Source organism: Marinobacter sp. LQ44 (assembly GCF_001447155.2).
Classification (GTDB): domain Bacteria; phylum Pseudomonadota; class Gammaproteobacteria; order Pseudomonadales; family Oleiphilaceae; genus Marinobacter.
Genome location: NZ_CP014754.1, coordinates 3,268,891 through 3,290,356, shown reverse-complemented (window position 1 = coordinate 3,290,356; position 21,466 = coordinate 3,268,891). Strand labels below are relative to the sequence as shown.

18 protein-coding genes and 1 riboswitch are annotated in these 21,466 nt (G+C 57.7%); of the genes, 7 read left to right on the top strand and 11 right to left on the bottom strand.

Annotated elements, in window-relative coordinates; genetic code table 11:
- Nucleotides 1-26: 26 nt before the first annotated feature.
- Nucleotides 27-2,333, bottom strand: coding sequence for a phosphoenolpyruvate--protein phosphotransferase (gene ptsP, locus ASQ50_RS15130; protein WP_058090072.1), 2,307 nt, complete (start codon nt 2,331-2,333; stop codon nt 27-29).
- A gap of 12 nt (nt 2,334-2,345) precedes the next feature.
- Nucleotides 2,346-2,876, bottom strand: coding sequence for an RNA pyrophosphohydrolase (locus ASQ50_RS15125; protein ID WP_058090071.1), 531 nt, complete (start codon nt 2,874-2,876; stop codon nt 2,346-2,348).
- Nucleotides 2,877-3,046: 170 nt separating this feature from the next.
- Between ASQ50_RS15125 and ASQ50_RS15120 the strand changes: the two genes are divergently transcribed.
- A complete protein-coding gene (locus ASQ50_RS15120) occupies nt 3,047-3,703 on the top strand; it encodes an HAD family hydrolase (RefSeq protein WP_058090070.1) in 657 nt (218 codons plus the stop codon).
- 166 nt (nt 3,704-3,869) lie between these two features.
- Here ASQ50_RS15120 and ASQ50_RS15115 read toward each other — a convergent pair whose 3' ends face one another.
- The 3 genes from ASQ50_RS15115 to ASQ50_RS15105 form a co-directional block, all read right to left on the bottom strand.
- Nucleotides 3,870-5,066, bottom strand: a complete 1,197-nt coding sequence (locus tag ASQ50_RS15115) for a class I SAM-dependent rRNA methyltransferase (protein WP_058090069.1) — start codon at nt 5,064-5,066, stop codon at nt 3,870-3,872.
- Nucleotides 5,067-5,243: 177 nt separating this feature from the next.
- Nucleotides 5,244-5,636 (bottom strand): glycine cleavage system protein GcvH, encoded by a 393-nt coding sequence (gene gcvH, locus ASQ50_RS15110; protein ID WP_058090068.1) that lies wholly within the window; start codon nt 5,634-5,636, stop codon nt 5,244-5,246.
- 48 nt (nt 5,637-5,684) lie between these two features.
- Entirely contained in the window at nt 5,685-6,575 is an 891-nt protein-coding gene (locus tag ASQ50_RS15105; protein WP_058090067.1) for a LysR family transcriptional regulator, read from the bottom strand.
- Nucleotides 6,576-6,689: 114 nt separating this feature from the next.
- Here ASQ50_RS15105 and metE point away from each other — a divergent pair, with 114 nt between their 5' ends.
- Nucleotides 6,690-8,960: a 5-methyltetrahydropteroyltriglutamate--homocysteine S-methyltransferase gene (gene metE, locus ASQ50_RS15100; RefSeq protein WP_058090066.1), complete on the top strand. Its 2,271-nt coding sequence runs from the start codon at nt 6,690-6,692 to the stop codon at nt 8,958-8,960.
- An 84-nt stretch (nt 8,961-9,044) separates the two neighbouring features.
- On the opposite strand, the gene cpdA is transcribed toward metE, so the two are convergent.
- The 4 genes from cpdA to thiC all read right to left on the bottom strand — a co-directional run bounded on the left by cpdA (nt 9,045) and on the right by thiC (nt 13,505).
- Nucleotides 9,045-9,851, bottom strand: a complete 807-nt coding sequence (gene cpdA, locus ASQ50_RS15095) for a 3',5'-cyclic-AMP phosphodiesterase (protein WP_058090065.1) — start codon at nt 9,849-9,851, stop codon at nt 9,045-9,047.
- Nucleotides 9,852-10,065: 214 nt separating this feature from the next.
- On the bottom strand, nt 10,066-10,551 hold the full coding sequence (locus ASQ50_RS15090; RefSeq protein ID WP_058090064.1) for a DUF1249 domain-containing protein: 486 nt from the start codon (nt 10,549-10,551) through the stop codon (nt 10,066-10,068).
- Nucleotides 10,548-11,168: an NUDIX domain-containing protein gene (locus ASQ50_RS15085; protein WP_058090063.1), complete on the bottom strand. Its 621-nt coding sequence runs from the start codon at nt 11,166-11,168 to the stop codon at nt 10,548-10,550. Before ASQ50_RS15085 ends, ASQ50_RS15090 begins: the two co-directional genes overlap by 4 nt.
- A 459-nt stretch (nt 11,169-11,627) precedes the next feature.
- On the bottom strand, nt 11,628-13,505 hold the full coding sequence (gene thiC, locus ASQ50_RS15080) for a phosphomethylpyrimidine synthase ThiC (RefSeq protein ID WP_058090062.1): 1,878 nt from the start codon (nt 13,503-13,505) through the stop codon (nt 11,628-11,630).
- An 81-nt stretch (nt 13,506-13,586) separates the two neighbouring features.
- A riboswitch (TPP riboswitch) is annotated at nt 13,587-13,700 on the bottom strand.
- A gap of 138 nt (nt 13,701-13,838) precedes the next feature.
- On the opposite strand from thiC, the gene ASQ50_RS15075 reads away from it, so the two are divergent.
- Nucleotides 13,839-15,242 (top strand): TolC family outer membrane protein, encoded by a 1,404-nt coding sequence (locus tag ASQ50_RS15075; protein WP_058090061.1) that lies wholly within the window; start codon nt 13,839-13,841, stop codon nt 15,240-15,242.
- A gap of 43 nt (nt 15,243-15,285) precedes the next feature.
- Here ASQ50_RS15075 and waaA read toward each other — a convergent pair whose 3' ends face one another.
- Entirely contained in the window at nt 15,286-16,539 is a 1,254-nt protein-coding gene (gene waaA, locus ASQ50_RS15070) for a lipid IV(A) 3-deoxy-D-manno-octulosonic acid transferase (RefSeq protein WP_058090060.1), read from the bottom strand.
- Nucleotides 16,540-16,641: 102 nt separating this feature from the next.
- Here waaA and lpxL point away from each other — a divergent pair, with 102 nt between their 5' ends.
- Genes lpxL through ASQ50_RS15050 form a run of 4 tightly spaced genes read left to right on the top strand, consistent with a single transcriptional unit; the run spans nt 16,642 to nt 20,680 of the window.
- Nucleotides 16,642-17,598: an LpxL/LpxP family Kdo(2)-lipid IV(A) lauroyl/palmitoleoyl acyltransferase gene (gene lpxL, locus ASQ50_RS15065; RefSeq protein WP_076657227.1), complete on the top strand. Its 957-nt coding sequence runs from the start codon at nt 16,642-16,644 to the stop codon at nt 17,596-17,598.
- Nucleotides 17,599-17,601: 3 nt separating this feature from the next.
- Nucleotides 17,602-18,564, top strand: coding sequence for a mitochondrial fission ELM1 family protein (locus tag ASQ50_RS15060; RefSeq protein ID WP_058090059.1), 963 nt, complete (start codon nt 17,602-17,604; stop codon nt 18,562-18,564).
- On the top strand, nt 18,561-19,676 hold the full coding sequence (locus ASQ50_RS15055; protein ID WP_058090058.1) for a glycosyltransferase family 4 protein: 1,116 nt from the start codon (nt 18,561-18,563) through the stop codon (nt 19,674-19,676). The genes ASQ50_RS15060 and ASQ50_RS15055 overlap by 4 nt, the downstream gene beginning before the upstream one ends.
- Complete coding sequence (locus tag ASQ50_RS15050; protein WP_058090057.1) at nt 19,673-20,680, top strand: glycosyltransferase; 1,008 nt, start codon at nt 19,673-19,675, stop codon at nt 20,678-20,680. The genes ASQ50_RS15055 and ASQ50_RS15050 overlap by 4 nt, the downstream gene beginning before the upstream one ends.
- Here the strand turns inward: ASQ50_RS15050 and ASQ50_RS15045 are convergent.
- Entirely contained in the window at nt 20,656-21,465 is an 810-nt protein-coding gene (locus ASQ50_RS15045; protein WP_058090056.1) for a glycosyltransferase family 2 protein, read from the bottom strand. The two genes, ASQ50_RS15050 and ASQ50_RS15045, sit on opposite strands and share 25 nt — an antisense overlap.
- Between the last annotated feature and the right edge of the window lies 1 nt (nt 21,466).

Genomic DNA, 21,466 nt, shown 5'->3' with positions numbered 1-21,466 from the left:
ACGCACCCTATTACTGTCACAGTCGCTCAGGACACCGCCTGCTCTGCCATCGCAGCGCTGGAGGACTTCACCGGTCGCAAATACCGGCCAAACCCTGCATTACGCAGGGCCAGGTCGACACAGCTCTTGATCACGTGGGGGGAATCCAGCAGCAGAACATCTTCCAGCAACTGGACAGCCCACTCCCTATCAATGCTGCGGATAACGGATTTCACCTTCGGCAGACTGGCCGCGTTCATCGACAGGGAATCATAGCCCATCGCCATTAACAGCAACGCGCCACCCGGGTCGCCGGCCAGCTCGCCACAGATGCCCACCGGCTTACCCACGGAGTGGGCATCCTGGGCAATGCGCACCAACGCCTGCAACACGGCTGGATGATAGGAATGGTAAAGCTGGGCAACACGTGGGTTGTTGCGATCTACCGCCAACAGGTATTGCGTCAGGTCGTTGGAACCCACCGAGAGAAAGTCCACGCGCTCAGCCAGTTCACGAATCTGGTAAACGGCCGCCGGCACTTCCACCATCACGCCCACTTTGGGCATGTGGATGTCGTAGCCCTCTTCGCGCACTTCGTGATAAACCCGGTAAATCAGGTGCAGGGATTCCTCCACCTCGGAAATGTTGCTGATCATCGGCAGCATGATCTGCAGATTGTTCAGGCCTTCGCTGGCCTTCAGCATGGCCCGCACCTGAACAAGAAAGATCTCGGGGTGGTCCAGAGTAACCCGGATGCCCCGCCAACCAAGGAAGGGGTTTTCCTCCTCAATCGGGAAATAGGTCAGGGCTTTGTCACCACCGATGTCCAGAGTACGCATGGTCACCGGGTTGGGCGCAAAGGCTTCCAGTTGTTCCCGGTAATACTCCCGCTGCTCCTGCTCGGAGGGGAAGCGGTCCTTGATCATGAACGGCACTTCGGTGCGATACAGGCCAATGCCCTCGGCCCCGTGAGACAGCGAGCGCACCACATCGGTCATCAGGCCGGTATTTACCAGCAGTGATACCCGATGGCCATCGGTGGTTTCGCAGGGCTTGTCCCGCAGCACCTCAAGCCCACGGATCAGTTCGTCTTCTTCCTCACAGATGGCCTGGTAGAAAGCGCGAAGATCCGATGACGGCGACGCAAAAATCTGCCCTTCAAAGCCGTCCACCACCAGTTCGCGGCCATCCAGCTGGTTGACCGGAATATCCACCAGCCCCATCACCGTGGGCACACCCATGGCGCGGGCCAGTATGGCCACATGGGAGTTACTGGACCCTTTGACGGACACCAGGCCCACCAGCTGCCCTTTTGGCACTTCGCCCAGCATGGCCGGCGTCAGTTCTTCACTGACCAGTACCGTGTGTTCCGGGTATTCCTGAAGCTTTTGCTCGCCTTCCTGCATGTGGGACAGCAGCCGCCGGCCGAGATCCCGGATATCCACCACCCGCTCTTGCAGGTAAAGATCATCCATCATCTCGAAATGACGGATGTACTGTTGCACCACCTGTTTCAAAGCACCCTGAGCCCAGATGCCTTCGCGAATTTTGATGGCCACTTCGCCTGGCAGGGCACCGTCATCCAGCATCCGCAGGTAAACGTCAAACAGGGCCTGTTCTTCGGGGCGCAGTTGCGAGGCCAGGCGGCTCGCTACCCGCTCGATGTCTTCCCGAACGGCCTGCACGGCAGACTGGAACAGCGCCAGTTCCTGCTCGATGTTCTCGGTCGGTTTCTCCGGCACCACGTCCAGATCGGCGGACGGATACACCACCACACCCGTACCAATAGCAACACCAGGCGAGCCCGGCACACCATTGAAACTGACATCCTGGGTTTCTTCCCCGGTCAACGACAAGCCACTGATGACCCCGGTGGCCTCACTGTGGGCAATGACACCCGCCAGCTGGGCCGAGACCGTGACCAGAAAGGCTTCTTCGCCCTCGTCAAAACAGCGGGAGCTCTCCCGCTGCTGAACCACCAGCACGCCCAGCACCCGGCGGTGGTGAATGATGGGCACACCCAGAAATGAACGGAAGCGTTCCTCACCCGTCTCCGGGAAGTAACGATAGCGGGGATGGGCAGGGGCATCTTCAAGGTTGATAGGCTCCTCACGGGAGCCCACCAGGCCCACCAGGCCCTCAGAATAAGCAAGACTGACCTTGCCAACAGAGTCTTTGTAAAGACCCTCGGTAGCCATCAGGATGTAGCGGTTGGACGCCGGATCTAACAGATAGACGGAGCAGACCTCGGTATTCATGGCTTTCTGCACCCGCGAGACAATGATATCCAGCGCCTCCTGCAAATCGCGGGCGCTGTTTACCTCTTGTACTAGACTTCGCAGGATGCTCAGCATGGAGTCAGTCCGTCATTTCTGGTGTTCCTTCAAACGCCGGTTCTGCTCACTCCGTTGCCACTGTTCCATGTTGTGGAACAGTCTGGGAGCCAGTTCTCTCAGCGCGCGCCTATACACTTCTCTCTTGAATGAAACTACTTGTCCTAACGGATACCAGTAGTTTACCCACTGCCACCCGTCGAATTCCGGTGAATCGGTATCATCCACGCGCACATGCGCGTCTGGCGACATCATCCTCAGCAGGAACCATTTCTGTTTTTGCCCCACACAAACGGGGTGCGAGTTATGGCGTACCATCCTCCTCGGAAGCCGGTAACGCAGCCAGCCCCGGGTGCAGCTGATGATTTCCACATCGCTGGCACTCAGGCCGATTTCCTCTCCAAGCTCCCGATAAAGCGCATCCTCCGGTGATTCGTCGTGCTTGATACCACCTTGTGGAAACTGCCAGGAGTCCTGCCCTATTCGCTTTGCCCAGAGAACCTCTCCCCTGTGGTTGGCCAGAATGATTCCGACGTTGGGTCTGAAACCGTCTGAGTCGATCACGGCACAGTCCTCATTAAAGTCGGCACCGGTTAAGTTTTAACCGGCGAAAATTGTCCAAGTTGCTCTCATTCTTACAGAATCCCAAGGCTTCGGCAAACGGAGCCGTTAGCGGCAGGTCATGGTAGACTGTGGCTCCTGCTTCAGAGCCCGTCACAATGGGAGGAAACGGCTTGACGCTCGCAATATTTGATCTGGACAACACCTTGCTGAACGGTGACAGCGACCACGCCTGGGGTGAATTTCTGGTGGAAGAGGGCATGGTGGACGCCGAAGAGTACAAGCGCGCCAATGACCGCTTTTACGAAGAGTATCTGAACGGAGAGCTCGACGTATTCCACTATCAGCGCTTTGTCCTGGCGCCACTGACCCGGCACAACATGGACGAACTGGAACGCTGGCGCGAAGCCTTCATGGCCAAGAAAGTGCAGCCCATGATGCAGGAAAAAGCCAAGAAACTGCTGGATGATCACCGCGAGCAAGGCCATACCCTGATGATCATCACCGCCACCAACCGCTTCATCACCGAGCCAATCGCCGAACTGCTGGGCATTGAGCACCTGATTGCCACCGAACCCGAGCTGGTCAACGGCAAGTTCACCGGTGAAGTGGCGGGCACACCGAGTTTTCAGGACGGCAAAGTGGAACGACTGAACGACTGGCTGGCCGCGCACGGTGAGAGCCTGGAGGGCGCCTGGTTCTACAGCGACTCACATAACGACTTGCCGCTGCTGCGGAGGGTGGAGAACCCGGTGGCGGTCGATCCGGATCCGACGCTGGAGAAGACGGCTTTGGAGAATGGCTGGAAGGTTATGTCTTTAAGGGTCTGACCCCGAACGGGGTCTGACCCACTTTTGCCCGTCTTCGGCACCCAGATCGAACCTTGGTACTGGAGTCCAAGATGGGTCAGTCCCCATGCGGGGACAGACCCTTAAACAATGGTGCTGGAGTCCAAGATGGGTCAGTCCCCATTCGGGGACAGACCCTTTAAGACCCTCAGAAAAACCCGGTCAGCGACCGTACAAAGCAGGACTTAATGTAGTCCGTCTCCGGAATCCCCGGCACGATCGGATGATCCGGTGCCTGGTGCCCCTGCTCCAGTAGCTGCACAAACCGGTCAATCTTGCGGCCGCTGCCACGGATAATGTCGATCAACTTTTCCTGGGACAAATGCATGGAGCAAGACGCCGACACCAGCAGGCCGTCCCGCTCAAGCAACCGCAAACCCAGCTGATTTAACCGGGCATAAGCTTGTTCCCCCGCTTTCTGGTCACGACGGCGGGGAATGAGTGCCGGTGGGTCCAGCACCACAATGTCGAACTTCTCTTTCTCGTCCGCCAGGGCTTTCAGGGCATCAAAGGCATCGCCTTCAATGGTGTCCACATTCTCCAGCCCGTTCAGCTTGGCGTTGTGATGCACTGCATCCACCGCCGATGATGAAGCATCCACACAGGTCACCTGGCATGCCCCGGCACAGGCGGCCTGAATCCCCCAACCGCCCACGTAACTGAACACATCCAGCACTTTCTTGCCGGGCGCGTAGGCCTGCAGGCGTTGCCGATTCATACGATGATCATAGAACCAGCCGGTTTTCTGACCACCGGCCAACGGCACCTCAAAGCGAGCACCGTTCTCCTCCACCAGCAGCGTGTCCGCTTCCGGACCATGGGCAAATTCCACGTAAGCATCCAGCCCCTCAACCTTGCGCATCTTGCCGTCGTTCTTCAGCACAATAACCCGGGCATGAGCCAACCGCTGAACGGCACGCACAATGGCATCCTTCATCTGCTCCATGCCCGCGGTGGAAATCTGCACCACCACGACATCATCAAACCGATCCACCACCAGGCCAGACAACCCGTCACTGTCACCAAACACCCAGCGATAGAAAGGCTTGGCAAACAACCGCTCCCGAAGACTCAGCGCTGCCTCCATACGGTCAGTCAACCGCTTAGGCGTCATGCCATGGTCCGCATCCCGACTGATCAAACGCCCACAGATCAGGGCATGGGGGTTCACAAAGGCGACACCCATGGGCTTGTCGTTCGAAGCACGCACCTGCACCTGCGAACCGGGCTCAAACCCTGGCAGCGGGCTACGCTGGGTATCCACCTCGTTACTGTAGACCCACAAGTGGCCGGCACGGAGACGGCGTTCTGCGCCCTTGCGCAGGTAGAGAACAGGAAAATCCATCAATTAATCACCTGAATTTTGTCGGTAGGGCCATTTGCACAGCGTTGGGGGCGCGGTTCCGGGGGCGCTTCCCGAAACCTTGCGGAGCCATGGATGGCGGAGCAGAGCGTACAAGGACGTATTCACAGCGTGTTTCGGGAAGCGCCCCCGGAACCGCGACTTGCACTACTGCAAAAATCACTCGGCAGCAGCGACGTGCTCACCGTAAGCTGCGGCATCCATCAGGCCATCCAGCTCGCCTTTGTCGGCCAGCTTCACCTTGAACATCCAACCATCGCCATAAGGATCTTCGTTCACAATCTCCGGCTCGTCTTCAAGCTTCTCATTAATCTCGATAACCTCACCAGTCACCGGACTAAACACATCCGAAGCCGACTTCACCGATTCAGCCACACCGGCCTCCTCGCCACCGTTCACCGTCGCACCAACCTCCGGCACACCGATATAAACCACATCACCCAACTGCTCCTGGGCAAAATCGGTAATCCCCACGGTGGCTGTGCCATCGGCATCCACCCGAACCCACTGATGAGTTTCGATGTATTTCAGATCTGCAGGAATATCGCTCATGATTTTGTGTGTCCTGTTGAAATTTTTCGCGCAGTTTAACCGAAGATCCTAGCCCCAGCGAACCTCACGCGCCAACTTCACAAACTCGGCAAGGTAATCCACCGATTCATCCCGCTCCCGGAAGCCCAGAAAAATCTGCTTGGGCATACCTTCTTTACCCAGTTTCAGCGCAGTGATTGGCAGGTTTCTGGCGTATTCGTCCACCAGCCAGCGTGGCAACGCACTCACTCCCCGGCCCGCAGCCACCATCTGCAACATGATATCAGTGGTTTCGATGGTCTTGTGCCGGGCGGGCGCGCAGTGGGCCGGCAGGAAGAACCGGGTAAAAATATCCAGCCGCTCCACCGCCACCGGGTAGGTAATCAGGGTTTCTTTCTCCAATTGGTGAGGCTCTACCCACGCCTTGCCCGCCAGCGCGTGACCTTCCGGCACCACCAACACCTGCTCGTAGTCGAACACCGGCTCAAAACATACCCCCGGCTTGTGCAGCGGATCTGGTGTTACCAGAAGATCGATGTCATGGCCGAACAGCGCCCCCATACCGCCGAACTGGAATTCCTGCTTTACATCCACATCCACATCCGGCCAATGCTTTAAGTAAGGACCCACTACCTTCAGAAGCCATTGATAGCAAGGATGGCACTCCATTCCCACACGAAGGCTCCCGCGCTGGCCCCTGGCAATCTGGCGAACCTGCATTTCCGCATGTTCAAACTGAGGCAACAGGCGGTTCGCCAATCCCAATAGCTGACTGCCCGCCTGGGTAAACCTCAGTTGCCGGCCCTCCCTCAGCCAGACCGGCGTGCCAAGTTGCTGCTCCAACTTGCGAACCGCATGGGACAGCGCGGATTGAGTCAGGTGCAACTGTTCCGCTGCCGCCGTCAACGAGCCATGGCGCTCCACCGCTCGCAATATCTCCAGGTGATGTCGTTCAATCATGGCCAACCCGTGAATTATTCTCATGAATAGGTGAAATAATACCATTTTTATTCATGCCATCACCCACCTAATCTTGAAGGCCTTTAACAAACCACGGAATTCAAGGATTCAATCATGGCAATCACTCACAACCTGGGCTTCCCCCGCATTGGCGGCCAGAGGGAGCTGAAATTCGCACTGGAAGCCTGCTGGGCTGGCCGGCAGACCGAGCAAGAATTAGCCATCACAGCCGCCGACCTGCGCCGGCGCCACTGGCAGCAGCAAGCCGGGCTGGACTATGCGCCGATAGGCGAATTTTCCCTTTACGACCAGGTATTGGATATGTCCGTCACCCTCGGCAACCTGCCAGCACGGGCCAAAGACAAAGAAGGCTCGGAACTGGACGCCTACTTCCGTGCCGCCCGGGGCCGGGGCGCCAACGATAGCCCCTGCTGCGCCACTGCCGCTGGCGAAATGACTAAGTGGTTCGATACCAACTACCACTACATCGTTCCGGAGCTGCATGCCAACACCCGGTTCGAGCTGAATCCCGAACGCCTTCTGGCCCAATTGGCTGAAGCACGGGAACAGGGCGTTAATGCCAAGCCAGTGATCATTGGGCCCGTTACTTACCTGTGGTTGGGCAAAACCTCCGATGGAAGTAATCGCCTGGATTTGCTGGAGCGCCTGCTGCCAGTCTACTCGCAGCTACTGGAAGCCCTGGCCGATGCCGGTGCCGAATGGGTGCAGATTGATGAACCGGCCCTGGTGACCGATTTGGACGCCAACTGGCGCTATGCGTTCAACCTGGCCTATCACCAGTTAAAGGCCAATCGCCCGAAGCTGCTGCTGGCTACCTATTTCGGAGAGCTCCGGGATAACCTGCAACTGGCTTGCGAATTGCCGGTGGCCGGGCTGCACATCGATGCTGTGAGCGCCCCTGCTGAAGTCAGCCGCGTGGCAGATTGGCTGCCCAGCCATAAGGTGCTTTCCCTTGGTGTCATCAACGGCCGTAACATCTGGAAATCCGACCTGAACGCCATATTGGAGTGGCTGGAGCCGCTGAGTGAGAAACTGGCCGACCGCCTGTGGCTGGCGCCGTCCTGCTCGCTGCTGCATGTACCGGTAGACCTGGATCGTGAGCAGGAGCTGGATACTGAAATCCGCAGCTGGCTGGCCTTTGCCGTGCAAAAACTTGATGAGCTGAGCACGCTGGCGAAGGCCCTGAACGAAGGCCGCGCCAGCGTTCGCGCCGAGCTGGCCGCAAACCAGCGGGCCATTGACAGCCGCCAGAACTCCGACCGTGTTATCAACCCGGAGGTTCGCCGTGCCATCGCCGCAGTGACGCAGGAACTGGGCAACCGTCAAAGCCCCTACCCCCAGCGCATCGCCAGGCAACGGCAGATTCTGAACTTGCCGGCCTTCCCGACCACCACCATTGGCTCCTTCCCGCAAACCCCGGAAATCCGCCAGGCGCGGTTGCAGTTCCGCAAGGGTGAGTTAAGCAACACACAGTACACCGAGCAGATGCAGGCAGAAATTGCTCGCTGCATCGAAGAGCAGGAAAAGCTGGGACTGGACGTGCTGGTTCATGGTGAGCCAGAGCGTAACGACATGGTGGAATACTTCGGTGAGCAGCTGGAAGGCTATGCCTTTACCCGCTTCGGCTGGGTGCAATCCTACGGCTCCCGCTGTGTAAAACCGCCCATCCTGTTTGGGGATATCCGCCGGCCAGCGGCGATGACGGTGGACTGGATTCGTTTTGCCCAATCCCTCACCGACAAGCCGGTAAAAGGCATGCTGACCGGCCCGGTGACCATTCTGAACTGGTCCTTCGTGCGGGACGATCAGCCAAGGAAAGACTCCTGCCTGCAACTGGCCCTGGCCATTCGTGAAGAGGTACAGGACCTGGAAAAGGCCGGCGTGAACATCATCCAGATAGACGAAGCCGCGTTGCGGGAAGGCTTGCCCCTGCGCCAATCAGACTGGGCAACGTACCTGGACTGGGCGATTAACAGCTTCCGCATCGCCGCCAATGGCGTGGACGACAGCACCCAGATTCACACCCACATGTGTTATTCGGAGTTCAACGACATCATCGAGGCCATCGCCCACATGGATGCCGACGTGATCACCATCGAGACCTCGCGGTCTGACATGGAGTTGCTGGATGCTTTCCGGAACTTTGAATACCCGAACGACATTGGCCCGGGCGTGTACGATATTCACTCCCCCAACATTCCGGACAAGCAACATATCATCAATCTGATGACCCTGGCGGCAGAGCGCATCCCGGCAGACAGATTGTGGATCAACCCGGACTGCGGCTTGAAAACCCGGAAATGGGAGGAAGTGACGCCAGCGCTGGAGACGATGGTGGCAGCGGCCCAGGCTTTGCGGGCCTGACATTCGCGCACTGTGTTGTCCCTATATATTCGAAAACCGGCCAACGTGCCGGCCATTGGGAATATATAGGGACATATTGAATGGCTAGTAACCGGTACTCTTCTCGTCCAGATCGAACTTGAACTCATTGGCCCGGCATACTTCCGTGGAGTAGTCCCCGGAAGCCTCAAGTTCGAGCCAGCGGTAACCGGGCGCCAGTGGCTCCACGGCAAATTTGCTGGAGCCAGTGGCGAACTGAATGCACGTGGAAGGGGTCGCCAGCAACTGCACACCATTGCGCTGCTGTTGGAGATCCTGATGAATATGACCCCAGAGTACAACTTTCACGTGCGGGTGCCTGTCGATCACCCGCCAGAAGGCATCGCGGTTTTTCAGGCCTATTTTTTCCATCCAGTCGGAACCAATGTCTACTGGATGGTGGTGCAGGCACACCATGGTGGGTAGTTCCGGTTGCTGCGACAGCGCATCATCCAGAAAGGAAAGCTCCGCCTGCGAAAGTTCACCGAACACCTTGCCGTGGACGGAAGAGTCCAGCATGACAAAATGCCAGCCGCCCTCCACGACCTGTTTTCGGTCCGCCTGAAACTCCGCTGCGATAGAGGCCAACAATTCGGAGTCGTCGTGATTGCCGGCAATCCAGAGCGCGGGACAGTTAAACGCTTTTAGTTGCTCGCCGAAATAACGATACGCCTCAGGCGAAGCGTCTTGGGTAAGGTCACCGGTCGCGAGAATCAGGTCCGGCTGGCCGTGGTTGCGCAATACTTCATTAATGACCGCCGCCAGGCTGTCCCGGGTATTGACCCCAAGCAACGCGCCATCTGCCGACGCCATCAGGTGCGGGTCGGTCAGCTGCAATACCTTCAGGGGGTGAGCAGTATGCGCAATGGTCATTCAGGGCCTGTTGTCTTGAGTGCAACCGTTTGATATTTCATACAAGTGTACGACGGCTGCGTTCCGTTTTATCAGTTTTAAATGGAAGGTAGGTCACATTCTGGCCCGCCACCACAAAGATTTTGCAGTTTTTGACAACTATGGCGCAGGCAAAGCCGGGAGCAAGTCAGACTTTCAGCGCACTGTGGCGCAGTTCATGACAGAGACAACGAACTCAGTCGCAACCTTCGCCTGCAGACCAGGCGGCATGCTCCAAGGGCAAGTGACCAAAGCGCAAGCAGTAATCCAGCCAGTCGGCCAGGAAACCGTTCACCTGAATTTTCTCATCCGGATGGTGCATGAACCGGTTCGGGTAGTCGTTTACCGGCGCAATCTGGCGCTGCCGGTAGCAACTGATCACTTCAGCCATGAGCGCGTCATGGTATACACGCACCGTCATTTGCGGGTTGTTCAGCCACCGGCCACTGTTATGCACTTGCTCGAGTAACAGGGTTTCGGTGAACTTTGCGGTTTGCAGCACTTCGATGCGCACCCGGCCCAAATACTGGTTTTCCCGGTGCAGCTCAAACTCGCAAACGGGCTTACCACCAGCCTCCAACTGGCGCAGTTTGCGCAGGCGCTGGTAGTTGCCATCACACAGCGCACCCAACTGACGCAGATCCGGCACATACGGCTTGGGCCGTTTTACCCACTCGGTCATGCCCGCCACTCCCGGCGCAGCCTGTCCCGGTTCAGCTGCAGCCATTGGATAGCGATGATGGCGGCAGCGTTGTTGATGCGGCCATCGGCAATCATGGCGAAGCACTCTTCAGCGCTGACCACGTGGCTGAGAATGTCTTCATGTTCATGCTCCACGCCGAAAACTCCACCCGCCTCGGCCGTACTGACCTGGCCACAGTAGAGGTGAATCATTTCGGTGGTGCCGCCAGGCGAGACCAGGTAATCGCAAATTTTGTCCAGCCGGCTGAAACTCAGCCCGGCTTCTTCCTGCCCTTCGCGTTGGGCCACGTCTTCCGGGCTTTCGCCGTCTTCGTTCATGCCGGCCACGAGCTCCAGCAACCAGGGCGACTGGTTACGGCCCAGAGCGCCGAGGCGAAACTGTTCCAGCAGCACGACTTCGTCCCGTTCCGGGTCGTAGGGGAGCACGCAGGTGGCGTCGCCCCGAACGAAAAGTTCGCGGGTGAAGGTGGGCATGTCGCGGCCGTCAAAGCGCGGGTGGGTCAGCCAGAGCTTGTCCATGCGGAAAAAGCCCTGAAAGACGGTTTCGCGTTTTTCGACGGTGACGTCGCTGGCGTTGAACTGGAACGGCTTCGGCATTCGTGTTTCCGGTTTGGTGTTCGGCTTGGAACGATAGCCTTTGGGGTTGCTTGGGTGCAAGTGTCTTACGGCTGGCGTAATGGTTTGGTTCTGGCCCTAGCCTGCTCAGGTTGGTGCATCGCAGTCGTTGGGTATTGCTTTCCAAAACACGCTCCTTCGGCCCATCCATGGGGCGCTTGGGCTCCGCCATCCCTGGCTCCGCACAGTTTTGGAAAGCAATACCCAACGCCTGCAGCCGACGCTTGTGCGACACGCCCCAACATTGCCTGACGCCCTCTTGGGAGCGATTACTGCCAAAGCCCAAGAGAGTTGGGGTGGGGGTGCCGTTCAGGAGTGTGCGGAGCCAGGGATGGCGGAGCCCAAGCCGCACAGGGACGTCTTGAGGCGTCTCCTGAACGGCACCCCCACCCCGACTCACAACGCCTAACCAGCAGGCTAAGGCGATCTAGAGCGCCAAAGTCAGACCTTGTCGTAAAGCTTGGAGCCGGACTCCACGAACTCCCGCGATTTGGCCTGCATCCCGGCATCAATCGCCGAAACTTCGTCGATTCCCTGCTCTGCCGCGTAATCCCTTACTTCCTGCGAGATTTTCATGGAACAGAACTTCGGCCCACACATGGAGCAGAAGTGAGCCACTTTCGCCGATTCCTTGGGCAGGGTCTCGTCGTGGAAAGCGCGGGCGGTATCCGGGTCCAGGCCGAGGTTGAACTGGTCTTCCCAACGGAACTCGAAACGGGCCTTGGACAAGGCGTTATCGCGGATCTGGGCCCCCGGATGGCCCTTGGCCAGATCGGCAGCGTGGGCGGCAATTTTGTAGGTGATGATGCCGGTTTTTACATCATCCTTGTTCGGCAGCCCCAGGTGCTCCTTCGGGGTGACGTAGCAAAGCATGGCACAGCCGAACCAGCCGATCATGGCCGCGCCAATGCCAGAGGTAATGTGATCATAGCCCGGAGCAATGTCGGTGATCAGCGGCCCAAGGGTATAGAACGGAGCCTCGTCACAGCATTCCAGCTGCTTATCCATGTTCTCTTTGATCAGATGCATGGGCACATGGCCCGGGCCTTCGATCATGCACTGGACGTCGTGCTTCCAGGCAATTTTGGTGAGCTCGCCCAGGGTTTCCAGTTCGCCGAACTGGGCGGCGTCGTTGGCATCCGCGATAGAACCGGGGCGCAGTCCGTCGCCGAGGCTGAAGGACACGTCATAGGCCTTCATGATTTCGCAAATGTCTTCAAAGTGCTCATACAGGAAGCTTTCTTTATGGTGAGCCAGGCACCATTTGGCCATGATTGAGCCGCCGCGCGACACGATCCCCGTAGTGCGTTTCGCGGTCAGTGGCACGTGATGGAGCCGCACGCCGGCGTGGATGGTGAAGTAGTCCACGCCCTGCTCTGCCTGTTCAATTAACGTGTCCCGGAAGATTTCCCAGGTCAGGTCTTCGGCCACGCCGCCGACTTTTTCCAAGGCCTGGTATATCGGCACGGTTCCGATGGGAACCGGCGAGTTGCGGATAATCCACTCGCGGGTTTCGTGGATATTCTTGCCGGTGGACAGGTCCATCACCGTGTCGGAACCCCAGCGGATACCCCAGGTCAGTTTCTCGACTTCGTCTTCGATGGACGAGGTGACCGCCGAGTTGCCGATATTACCGTTGATCTTCACCAGGAAGTTACGGCCGATGATCATCGGCTCTGTTTCCGGGTGGTTGATGTTGGCGGGAATAATCGCCCGGCCCCGGGCCACTTCGTCGCGAACAAACTCGGGGGTGATCTCTGGTGGCAGATTGGCACCGAAAGACTGGCCTGGGTGCTGGTCCGCCAGCAGGCCATTTTCGCGGGCTTCCTGCAATTTCATGTTCTCCCGGATGGCGATGTATTCCATCTCCGGGGTGATGATGCCCTGGCGGGCGTAGTGCATCTGGGACACGTTTTTACCCGGCTTCGCCCGCAGGGGTTTACGCTCATCCATAAAACGCAACGGGTCGAGCTGCGGGTCTTTCATCCGGCGACGGGTGAATTCGGAGGTGTAACCGTCCAGCTGCTCCACATCGCCCCTCTCGGCAATCCAGTTGGCGCGAACCGGCGGCAGGCCTTTTCTCAGGTCAATGGAGGCCTCAGGGTCGGTGTAAGGCCCGGAAGTGTCGTACACAACGACCGGCGGGTTCTTTTCGCCGCCCATTTCCGTGGGAGTGTCTCCCACAGTAATTTCCCGCATAGGCACGCGCAGATCGGGTCGGCTACCCTGCACGTATATTTTTCGTGAGCTTGGTAATGGTTTGATTGCTGCGGAGTCCACTTTCGCGGAGTCGCTGAGGTAAGCTGGCAAGTCCGTCATGATCTGCTCCCGTTGAGGCTGATGGTGTCGGGTCGCGTATGACGGAGTTACGACAAGATGCCACCAAAGGCATGTTGACGCGGTTCATATGGTCTTAATTCCTACGCCGGTATTATCCGGATCAGGTCGCGGGTTCTGCGTTGCAATCTCAGCCGATCGCCATATTCTGGCAATTCGGCACCCCGTCAAGACGCGATAAGTATTTTGTTTTGCTCACAAAATGGTTGAGCTATGCAAGTGTAGAGGCCGGACTGATTATTGTCCATAATGGTCAACCAATACCTTTGGGTCATTGCCGGGCAGATTCCCGGAGTTAGTTTTTCAGGAGAAACAATGAAGAAACGTCTACTTCCAGGATTGATCACCCTGCTCGCAGCCCAGCCTGCCTTTTCTCTGGATCTGATGGAAACCTACGAGAAAGCGCTATCTTACGATTCGGGCATTGCCTCTGCCATGGCACAGTTCCAGGCCCAGCAGGCAACCAGCGATGTCAGCAAGAGCGCCCTGCTGCCCAAAATCTCGGCGGTTGGGTCAGCAAGCTACACACGTTTCAAGCCCAGGAATATACCCGGGGGGGCAAACGCCGATGAGCTGACGCGGCAACTCTTCGCGGGAGACAGTTATCGAACCTACCGCTACGGCGTCGAGCTGACCCAGCCACTGTTCCGGGCTCAAGACTGGTTCAGCTACGAAGCCAGCCAGTTCCAGACCGAAGCCGCCCAGGCTCAGTACAACCTGGCCCAACAGCAGCTGATTCTGGACGTCGCCACCGCTTACTTCAACGTGCTGCGTGCCCAGGATACGGTGACAACCGCACGCGCCACCGAAGCAGCCATTCAGCGGCAATACGAGCAGGCTCAGGAACGCTTTGATGTCGGCCTGATTGCCATCACCGAGGTCTATGAGGCCCGCGCCAGTTACGATGACAGTAAAAGTCAGCGCATCGCCGCTGAAAACCAGCTCAACGTTGCCCGTGAACAACTGGCGCGTTTGACTGGCGAATATGCAGAGGATCTGGAAAACCTGCGCGAGAACTTCCCGCTTGGCCGACCGGAGCCGATGGACCCTTCCGCCTGGGAAAACACCGCGCTCGAGCAGAACTGGGTTATCCAGTCTGCGCTGTATCAGCTGAATGCCAATGAAGCCAACCTGAAGGTTGCGAAATCCGGCCACCTCCCCACGCTTGACCTGTTTGCGTCTTATGGCAAGTCTGAACTGGATGGAGCCAAGAATACTCAGCAGGAAGGCACACAAGGCGTGATTGGCCTTGAGCTGAATGTTCCACTCTACATGGGCGGTGGCACACAAGCCGGCGTGCGCCAGCAGCGCTCGCTGGTTACCGCCGCTCAGGAAGACCTGAACACAACGCGCCGGGATGTTCGGGTAAATACACGCAGCCTGTACCTGACCGTAAACAATAACGTTGAAACCGCCTCGGCTCTGGAGCAGACCATCATCTCCCGCCGCAGTGCGCTGGACGCGACCCGTGCCGGTTACGATGTGGGAACCCGGAACATTGTGGAAGTGCTGGATGCCGAGCGGGCGTATTACGTGGCCCTTCGGGATTATGCCAATGCCCGTTACGATTACGTGATCAACACGTTACAGCTGAAACAGGCGGCAGGCACTCTGAGCCCGCAAGACCTGATTGAACTGAACAACTGGCTCAGCGCCAACGCCAGGGGCATCGAAGCTCTGGCAGAAGAAGATCTGACTCTGGACGACCCAACGCAGTAATGGCGCCGTCGTCCGTGTGATTCCGGTGGCGACTGCCCCGGAATCACAGCCTTTCGATAATCCCCTCAACCACCCGGTCTAATGCGCCCCGGTTTTTGTTAACCACCGCCAGCGCCCGCTCTCCATAGGCTTTGCGTTCCACCGGGTTGGCAAACAATAGATTGATCGCCCGAGCCAGGTCGTCTGCCCCCTGAACCAACTGCACCCCCTGGTCTGCCAACAACCGTTCGTAGATGGTCTCAAAATTGAACACATGAGGCCCGGAAAACAATGGAATCCCCCAGGCTGCCGGCTCCAGCGGATTGTGACCGCCCCGTTCGATCAGTGAACCACCTACAAAGGCAAGGTCGCTGGCTCCGTAGAGCATCATCAGCTCCCCCATGGTATCGGCCAGATAAACCTGCACGCCCCCGACCCCCTGCCCCTGAGATCGCCGTGCAACCTGAAAGCCCAGCTCCTGCGCCATGACCGCTACGGTGTCAAAGCGTTCCGGGTGGCGCGGTACAATAATCAACAGGGCATCAGGGTGTGCGTCAAGCACCAATCGGTGAGCCTGAAGCAGCTGTTCATCCTCACCGCTGTGTGTGCTGCCGGCGATCCAGACCGGGCGGGGGCCAAGCGTGGTACGAAAACGTTCAGAGGCAAGCCGGACATCCTCCGGAATGTCGACATCGAACTTCACACTGCCCGTCACCTCGACGTGGCTTGCGGCAACACCAATGCGCCGAAAGCGTTCTGCATCCGGTTCTGCCTGGGCCGCCACCCAGGTGATGCTTTTCATGATCGGCGCCGCCAACCCCCTGACCCGCTCGTACCCCCGGGCAGAGCGCTCCGACAGCCTGGCATTGATCAGAAACACCGGCACGTTTTTGCGGCGGCACTGGCTGATCATGTTGGGCCAGATCTCGGTTTCCATAATGACCAGGATGCGCGGATTGATATTGCCAAGAAATCGACGAATAGCGCCGGGTGTGTCGTATGGCGCGTAGGCATAGGTTACCCTGTTACCGAACATTTTCCGGGCCTGGGCCAGGCCTGTGTCCGTCATGGCCGTCATTAGAATGGTGGCACCGAGATTGCGCGCCAGCAGTCGACGCACCATGGGGCCGGCGGCGATGGTCTCGCCCACGGAGACCGCATGCACCCAGATGACGGGCCCGGGTATGGAAGGCACATGGCCCAGGCGATGCTGCCAGTCCTGCCTGAGCGCCGGCGCCTTGCGGCCCTGCCACCAAAGCCGGATGAGAATAAACGGCAGCGCCAGGCGAATCAGCAGGGAATAGATAAACTGGAACACGCAGGACTCCCGGCAAAACAGTGCGTTATCATAGGACGAAAAATGTCGAGGGGTTGCATCTTGCCCCCGGGCTAAACGTTTGTCGATGCAGGATTCACGATTTTGAAAAAGAAGTACCGCAAACTTCCAAGGAATACCGACTACTCAGCTTACCGTCATCCTCGCTGGTGGCCAACCTGGCTGGGTATTGGCGTGATGTGGCTGGTTGCCCAACTGCCCATCCGGTTTCAATGGTGGCTGGGCAAGATGGTGGGATTGCTGGCCTGGAAACTGGCCAAGAGCCGCCGGCATATCACCGAGGTCAACATTCGCCTGTGCTTTCCGGAGTTGAATGAACAGCAACAGGCGGCCCTGGTACGTAATGCCTTTATCGCCAATGGTATTGGTCTGATGGAACTGGGCATTGCCTGGTTCCGGGACCCGGCCAAGCTGACCGGCATGACCCGCATTCACGGCATCGAGCATTTCGAGAAAGCGCTGGAAGCCGGCAAGGGCGTGCTGCTATTGGGCGGCCATTACAGCACGCTCGACCTGGGTGGCAGCCTGGTCACCGAATACATAGAAGCTGACGTTATGCAGCGTGATCACAACAACCCTTTGATGAATGCCGTGATGACCAGGGCCCGGGGCCGGCGCTATGGCACCGTGCTAGGTGCCCGCGACCTGCGCGGCCTGTTCCGTAGCCTCAAGAAAAATCGCGCCGTGTGGTATGCGACAGATCAGGACTACGGCCGTAAGGACATCGTGTTTGCCCCGTTCTTCGGCATTCCCACCGGTACCATCACAGCCACTTCGCGAATTGCCGAACGCAGCGGCTGCAAAGTCGTGCCCTTCAGCCATTTTCGCCGCGATGACAAGCCCGGCTATGACATCTATTTCCACCCCGCCCTTGAGAACTTCCCAAGCGGTGACGACCTGGACGATGCAACCCGGATCAACGCCATCATCGAGCAGGAGATTCGCAAAGCGCCGGACCAATACCTGTGGATGCACCGGCGCTTTAAAACCCGCCCCGACCGCGACGACCCCGGCTTTTACGGGCGCAAGCGCAAGGAATAACCCGTGAGCAATCAAGCGCAAGCACCGGTTGTCTGGCTGCTGACAGACAACAAGCCCGGCCACAAGAACCAGCTCAAAGGGCTGGGCAACCGCCTGCGGGTGCTGACTGGCGCGGCGCTCTACTGGGTCAGTGCCGACGAATACCCGGTACCTCTTTGGCGAGCCCTTCTGGGTGTGGCCCCTGCCATGGATACGGCACTGCCCAAACCAGACCTGATGGTCGCCGCAGGCACCGGCACTCACCGTTTATTACTGGCACTTCGGCGCCTGGGCAAGGCCAAAACCCTGGTACTGATGAAACCGGCCTTCCCACTGGGCTGGGTAGATGGCGCGATTATCCCGGCCCATGACGAGGTAAAGCCTGCTAACAACATCCTGCACACCGAAGGCGTGATCAACACCATCACACCCCTCGCCCGGCTAACCCGCAAACCGGAAGCCCTGATCCTGGTGGGTGGGCATTCGGAACATTTCGATTGGGACGAAGATGCCATTCTGAATCAGATAAGCGACCTGATAGCCCGCTACCCTCAGTGGCGCTGGACCATCACCGATTCCCGGCGCACACCAGAAAGCACCACCGATCGGCTGGCCGAATTGCAGAGCCCGAAAATCTCCGTAGTGCATCACACCCGTACCCACGATGACTGGCTCAGCCACCAGCTCGCTGCTTCCCGCGCGGTCTGGGTAACGCCGGACAGCATTTCCATGGTGTGCGAAGCCGCCACTTCCGGCGTGCCCACCGGCCTGCTGAACCTGAATGCGCGTGCCAACAGCCGCGTGGCGAACGGAGTAAAACGCCTGACAGAGCGGGGGCTGATTGCCCACTGGGCAGACCATGCCAGCGTGATGGCCGAACAGGCAGAAAGGCATGAACGACTCTGGGAAGCCGACCGGGCCGCCCGATGGGTGGCGGGTAACTATTTGGCTGCTTTTCAAAAATCAGGAAAGGAGGCCAAGCAATGAAGATTCTCCAGGCTCTTCCGGCACTCTACAGTGGCGGCGTGGAGCGAGGCACCGTGGAGTTCGCCGCAGAACTGGTCAAGCGTGGTCATCAATCCTATGTAGTTTCCAACGGCGGCCCGATGGCGGAACAGGTTCGCGGCCAGGGGTCAACCCACATCCACATGCCAATCCACCGGAAAACGCCCGCGTCTTTCGGGCAGATTCTGCCCATGCGCAAGCTGTTGCAGGAGCTGCGGCCTGACATTGTTCATGTCCGCTCACGCATGCCCGCATGGATTATCCACCTGGCCCTGAAGACCCTGCCTGCCGACCAACAGCCCGCCGTTGTCTCGACCTTTCACGGTATGTATTCCGTCAATCCCTACAGCGCCATCATGACCAGGGCGAACCAGATCATTGCCGTCTCCAATTGCGTGCGGGATTACGTGTTGAAGAATTTCGAGGTAGCGGAAGACAAGCTGACGGTGATCCAGCGCGGCGTCGACATCGACGCCTTTCGTAACCGGGCCATCAACGACCAGTGGCTGGACATCCTCCTGTCCCGCTTCCCCCAGCTGGCCGGCAAGAAAATCATTATGATGCCCGGCCGCATTTCCCGCTGGAAAGGCCAACTGGACTACCTTGAAGCCATGGCCCGCATTGTGCGCCAGCGACCGGATTGTCACGGCATCATCGTGGGCGGGGCCGAACCGGGAAAAGAACGATTCCTGCAGGAGCTTGAAAAAGAGCGCAGCCGGCTAGGCCTGACCGATAAAGTCACATTCCTCGGCCAGCGCAACGACATGACCAACCTGTATCTGTTCGCTGATGTGGTTTGCCACATGTCCACCAAGCCGGAACCCTTCGGACGCACGGTGACCGAAGCCCTGGCGTCCGGCACGCCAGTGGTGGCCTACAACCGGGGCGGTGCGGCGGAAACGCTGCAGGCATGCTTTCGGGACGGACTGGTGACGCCGGACGACACCGGCGCGTTTGCCAGTGCGGTGCTGGGATTGCTGGATAAGCCCCGGCCGGAGATTGAGTTGCCAGAGCGGTTTTTGTTGAGGGCGCAGACGGAGGGGACTTTGGGGATTTATGAGCATACAATCCAGCTCAAGGGTAATCAATCGTGAAGGTATTGTTGTTCATGGTATCGCCCGGGACTGCAAAAGGCGGAATGGAAAAACATTATTCAGAACTTGCAAACGGGCTCGCCAGCTCTGGCATTCAGGTGTTTTGCATGGCAGCTCCGGAACATCTTCAGGCTCTGGACGCCAATATTACCCGGTTGCCAATCAACTCTCGTTTATCCAGGCACTCCGTAGCAACTTACTTTCGGGTTGCTCGTATCCTCCGGGAATATCGGTTTGATGTCGTGCATGCACAAGGTAGCAAGGCAGCCCACATCGTTCAGCGAATCAGCCCCCTCTTCAAGAAAACAGTCTTTATAGCAACCATCCATAATTTCAAAAAAAGGTACCCCAACCCTTTGCGTTTTTGCCGTATGATCGCCGTTAGCAACGCGCTCGCCCGCGACATTGGCCATTCAAATGTTACGGTCGTATACAACGGCCTCGACACTCAGGCACACGCTTCACCAGCCGGTGCAATTAGCTCGGGCGATGTTAAGCCAGTGTGGCTCTCAGTCGGAAGATTGGTCGCTGCAAAGGGCTTCGACCGGCTAATTGAAGCCTTTCAGCACGTTAAAGGAACGTTGCTGATCGCCGGTTCTGGCCCAAATTTCAAAAACCTCGACGAACAAATCCACCGCCTGAACCTGAGCGGAAGAGTCAAGCTTCTCGGCCACGTTACAAACATTCCGGAATTAATGAGCGCTGTAGACGCCGTCGTCATTTCGTCACGGCGGGAAGGTTTTTCCTACGTCTTTGCAGAAGCATTGCAGTCTGATAAACCCGTTGTGGCAACGGATGTACCCATTGCAAACGAATTTCTTCCAGGCGATTTCGTGATTCCAACTAATGCATCATCCGAGGAATTTGCCGATCACCTCAATATCAACCTAGCCAGCGCTTACAACGCTCAGGCATCGGCCAGAACACGGGCCCAGGCAGAACTGTCCGTAGACGCAATGACAAAAAATACTGTCAGGGTCTACCGTGACTGTCTGGAGCCTTGAGCCTTACCTTCCAGGCGTTCAATCATCTGCAACTCCTTTGCCTTGGCCAATCGCATAAAATTGCGATTGGCTGCCGTAATCGAAACACTGAAGCCAAACCAGCCATTCAGAATCTGGCGGTGCAAGAAATAATATCGGAGGAATTTGACCGGGAATTCCGAATACAGCCGGATGGCGGATATATTCCGCCCCTTGACCACGAGATGGCAAGCTTGGTCCGACGACATCTTGCAATACTTCTTTTCCAACTGCTCAAGTGATATCAGCGTCTTGTGATAGACATCGCCCTTAAGGCGAACAACGCGACCTGTATGGGGCTTTGGCCGGTCATGGATACTGTGTTTTTCGGAAACAAAGCCCGCCCTGCTTGTATGGTAAAGGCGCAGTAAAAGGTGCGTCTTGTCATGGCGAAAGGGGTGCCCAGGCATTGGCGGACGAACCTTCCAACGAAAGCTGAACCCGGCGATGTCCGAAGGAATCGAGTCAGAAAACTGCTTTTTGATTGACCCAACGAGTTTATCAGAGAGCACTTCATCAGCGTCCAGGTTGAGCACCCAGTCATTGCTGCACAAAGATTCGGCAAACGATTTCTGAACAGCAAACCCTTCCCATTCTCTATGGACAACACGAGCGCCAGCAGCCTCCGCTACTTCCCGCGTATGGTCCGTGCTACCTGAATCAACAACAATAATCTCATCGACCCAACCCCGAACCTTCTCAAGAGATTCCGGCAGCCTCTGCTCCTCATTGAGTGTGATGTAATAAACCGATAACGGTAGCTTCATC

Coding starts and splice junctions, on each gene's coding strand:
- ASQ50_RS15045 (WP_058090056.1), bottom strand. CDS start 21,465: ATGAAGCTACCGTTATCGGTTTATTACATCACACTCAATGAGGAGCAG.
- ASQ50_RS15115 (WP_058090069.1), bottom strand. CDS start 5,066: ATGGATTTTCCTGTTCTCTACCTGCGCAAGGGCGCAGAACGCCGTCTC.
- gcvH (WP_058090068.1), bottom strand. CDS start 5,636: ATGAGCGATATTCCTGCAGATCTGAAATACATCGAAACTCATCAGTGG.
- ASQ50_RS15055 (WP_058090058.1), top strand. CDS start 18,561: ATGAAGATTCTCCAGGCTCTTCCGGCACTCTACAGTGGCGGCGTGGAG.
- ASQ50_RS15075 (WP_058090061.1), top strand. CDS start 13,839: ATGAAGAAACGTCTACTTCCAGGATTGATCACCCTGCTCGCAGCCCAG.
- ASQ50_RS15085 (WP_058090063.1), bottom strand. CDS start 11,168: ATGCCGAAGCCGTTCCAGTTCAACGCCAGCGACGTCACCGTCGAAAAA.
- ptsP (WP_058090072.1), bottom strand. CDS start 2,333: ATGCTGAGCATCCTGCGAAGTCTAGTACAAGAGGTAAACAGCGCCCGC.
- metE (WP_058090066.1), top strand. CDS start 6,690: ATGGCAATCACTCACAACCTGGGCTTCCCCCGCATTGGCGGCCAGAGG.
- thiC (WP_058090062.1), bottom strand. CDS start 13,505: ATGACGGACTTGCCAGCTTACCTCAGCGACTCCGCGAAAGTGGACTCC.
- ASQ50_RS15105 (WP_058090067.1), bottom strand. CDS start 6,575: ATGATTGAACGACATCACCTGGAGATATTGCGAGCGGTGGAGCGCCAT.
- ASQ50_RS15090 (WP_058090064.1), bottom strand. CDS start 10,551: ATGACCGAGTGGGTAAAACGGCCCAAGCCGTATGTGCCGGATCTGCGT.
- cpdA (WP_058090065.1), bottom strand. CDS start 9,851: ATGACCATTGCGCATACTGCTCACCCCCTGAAGGTATTGCAGCTGACC.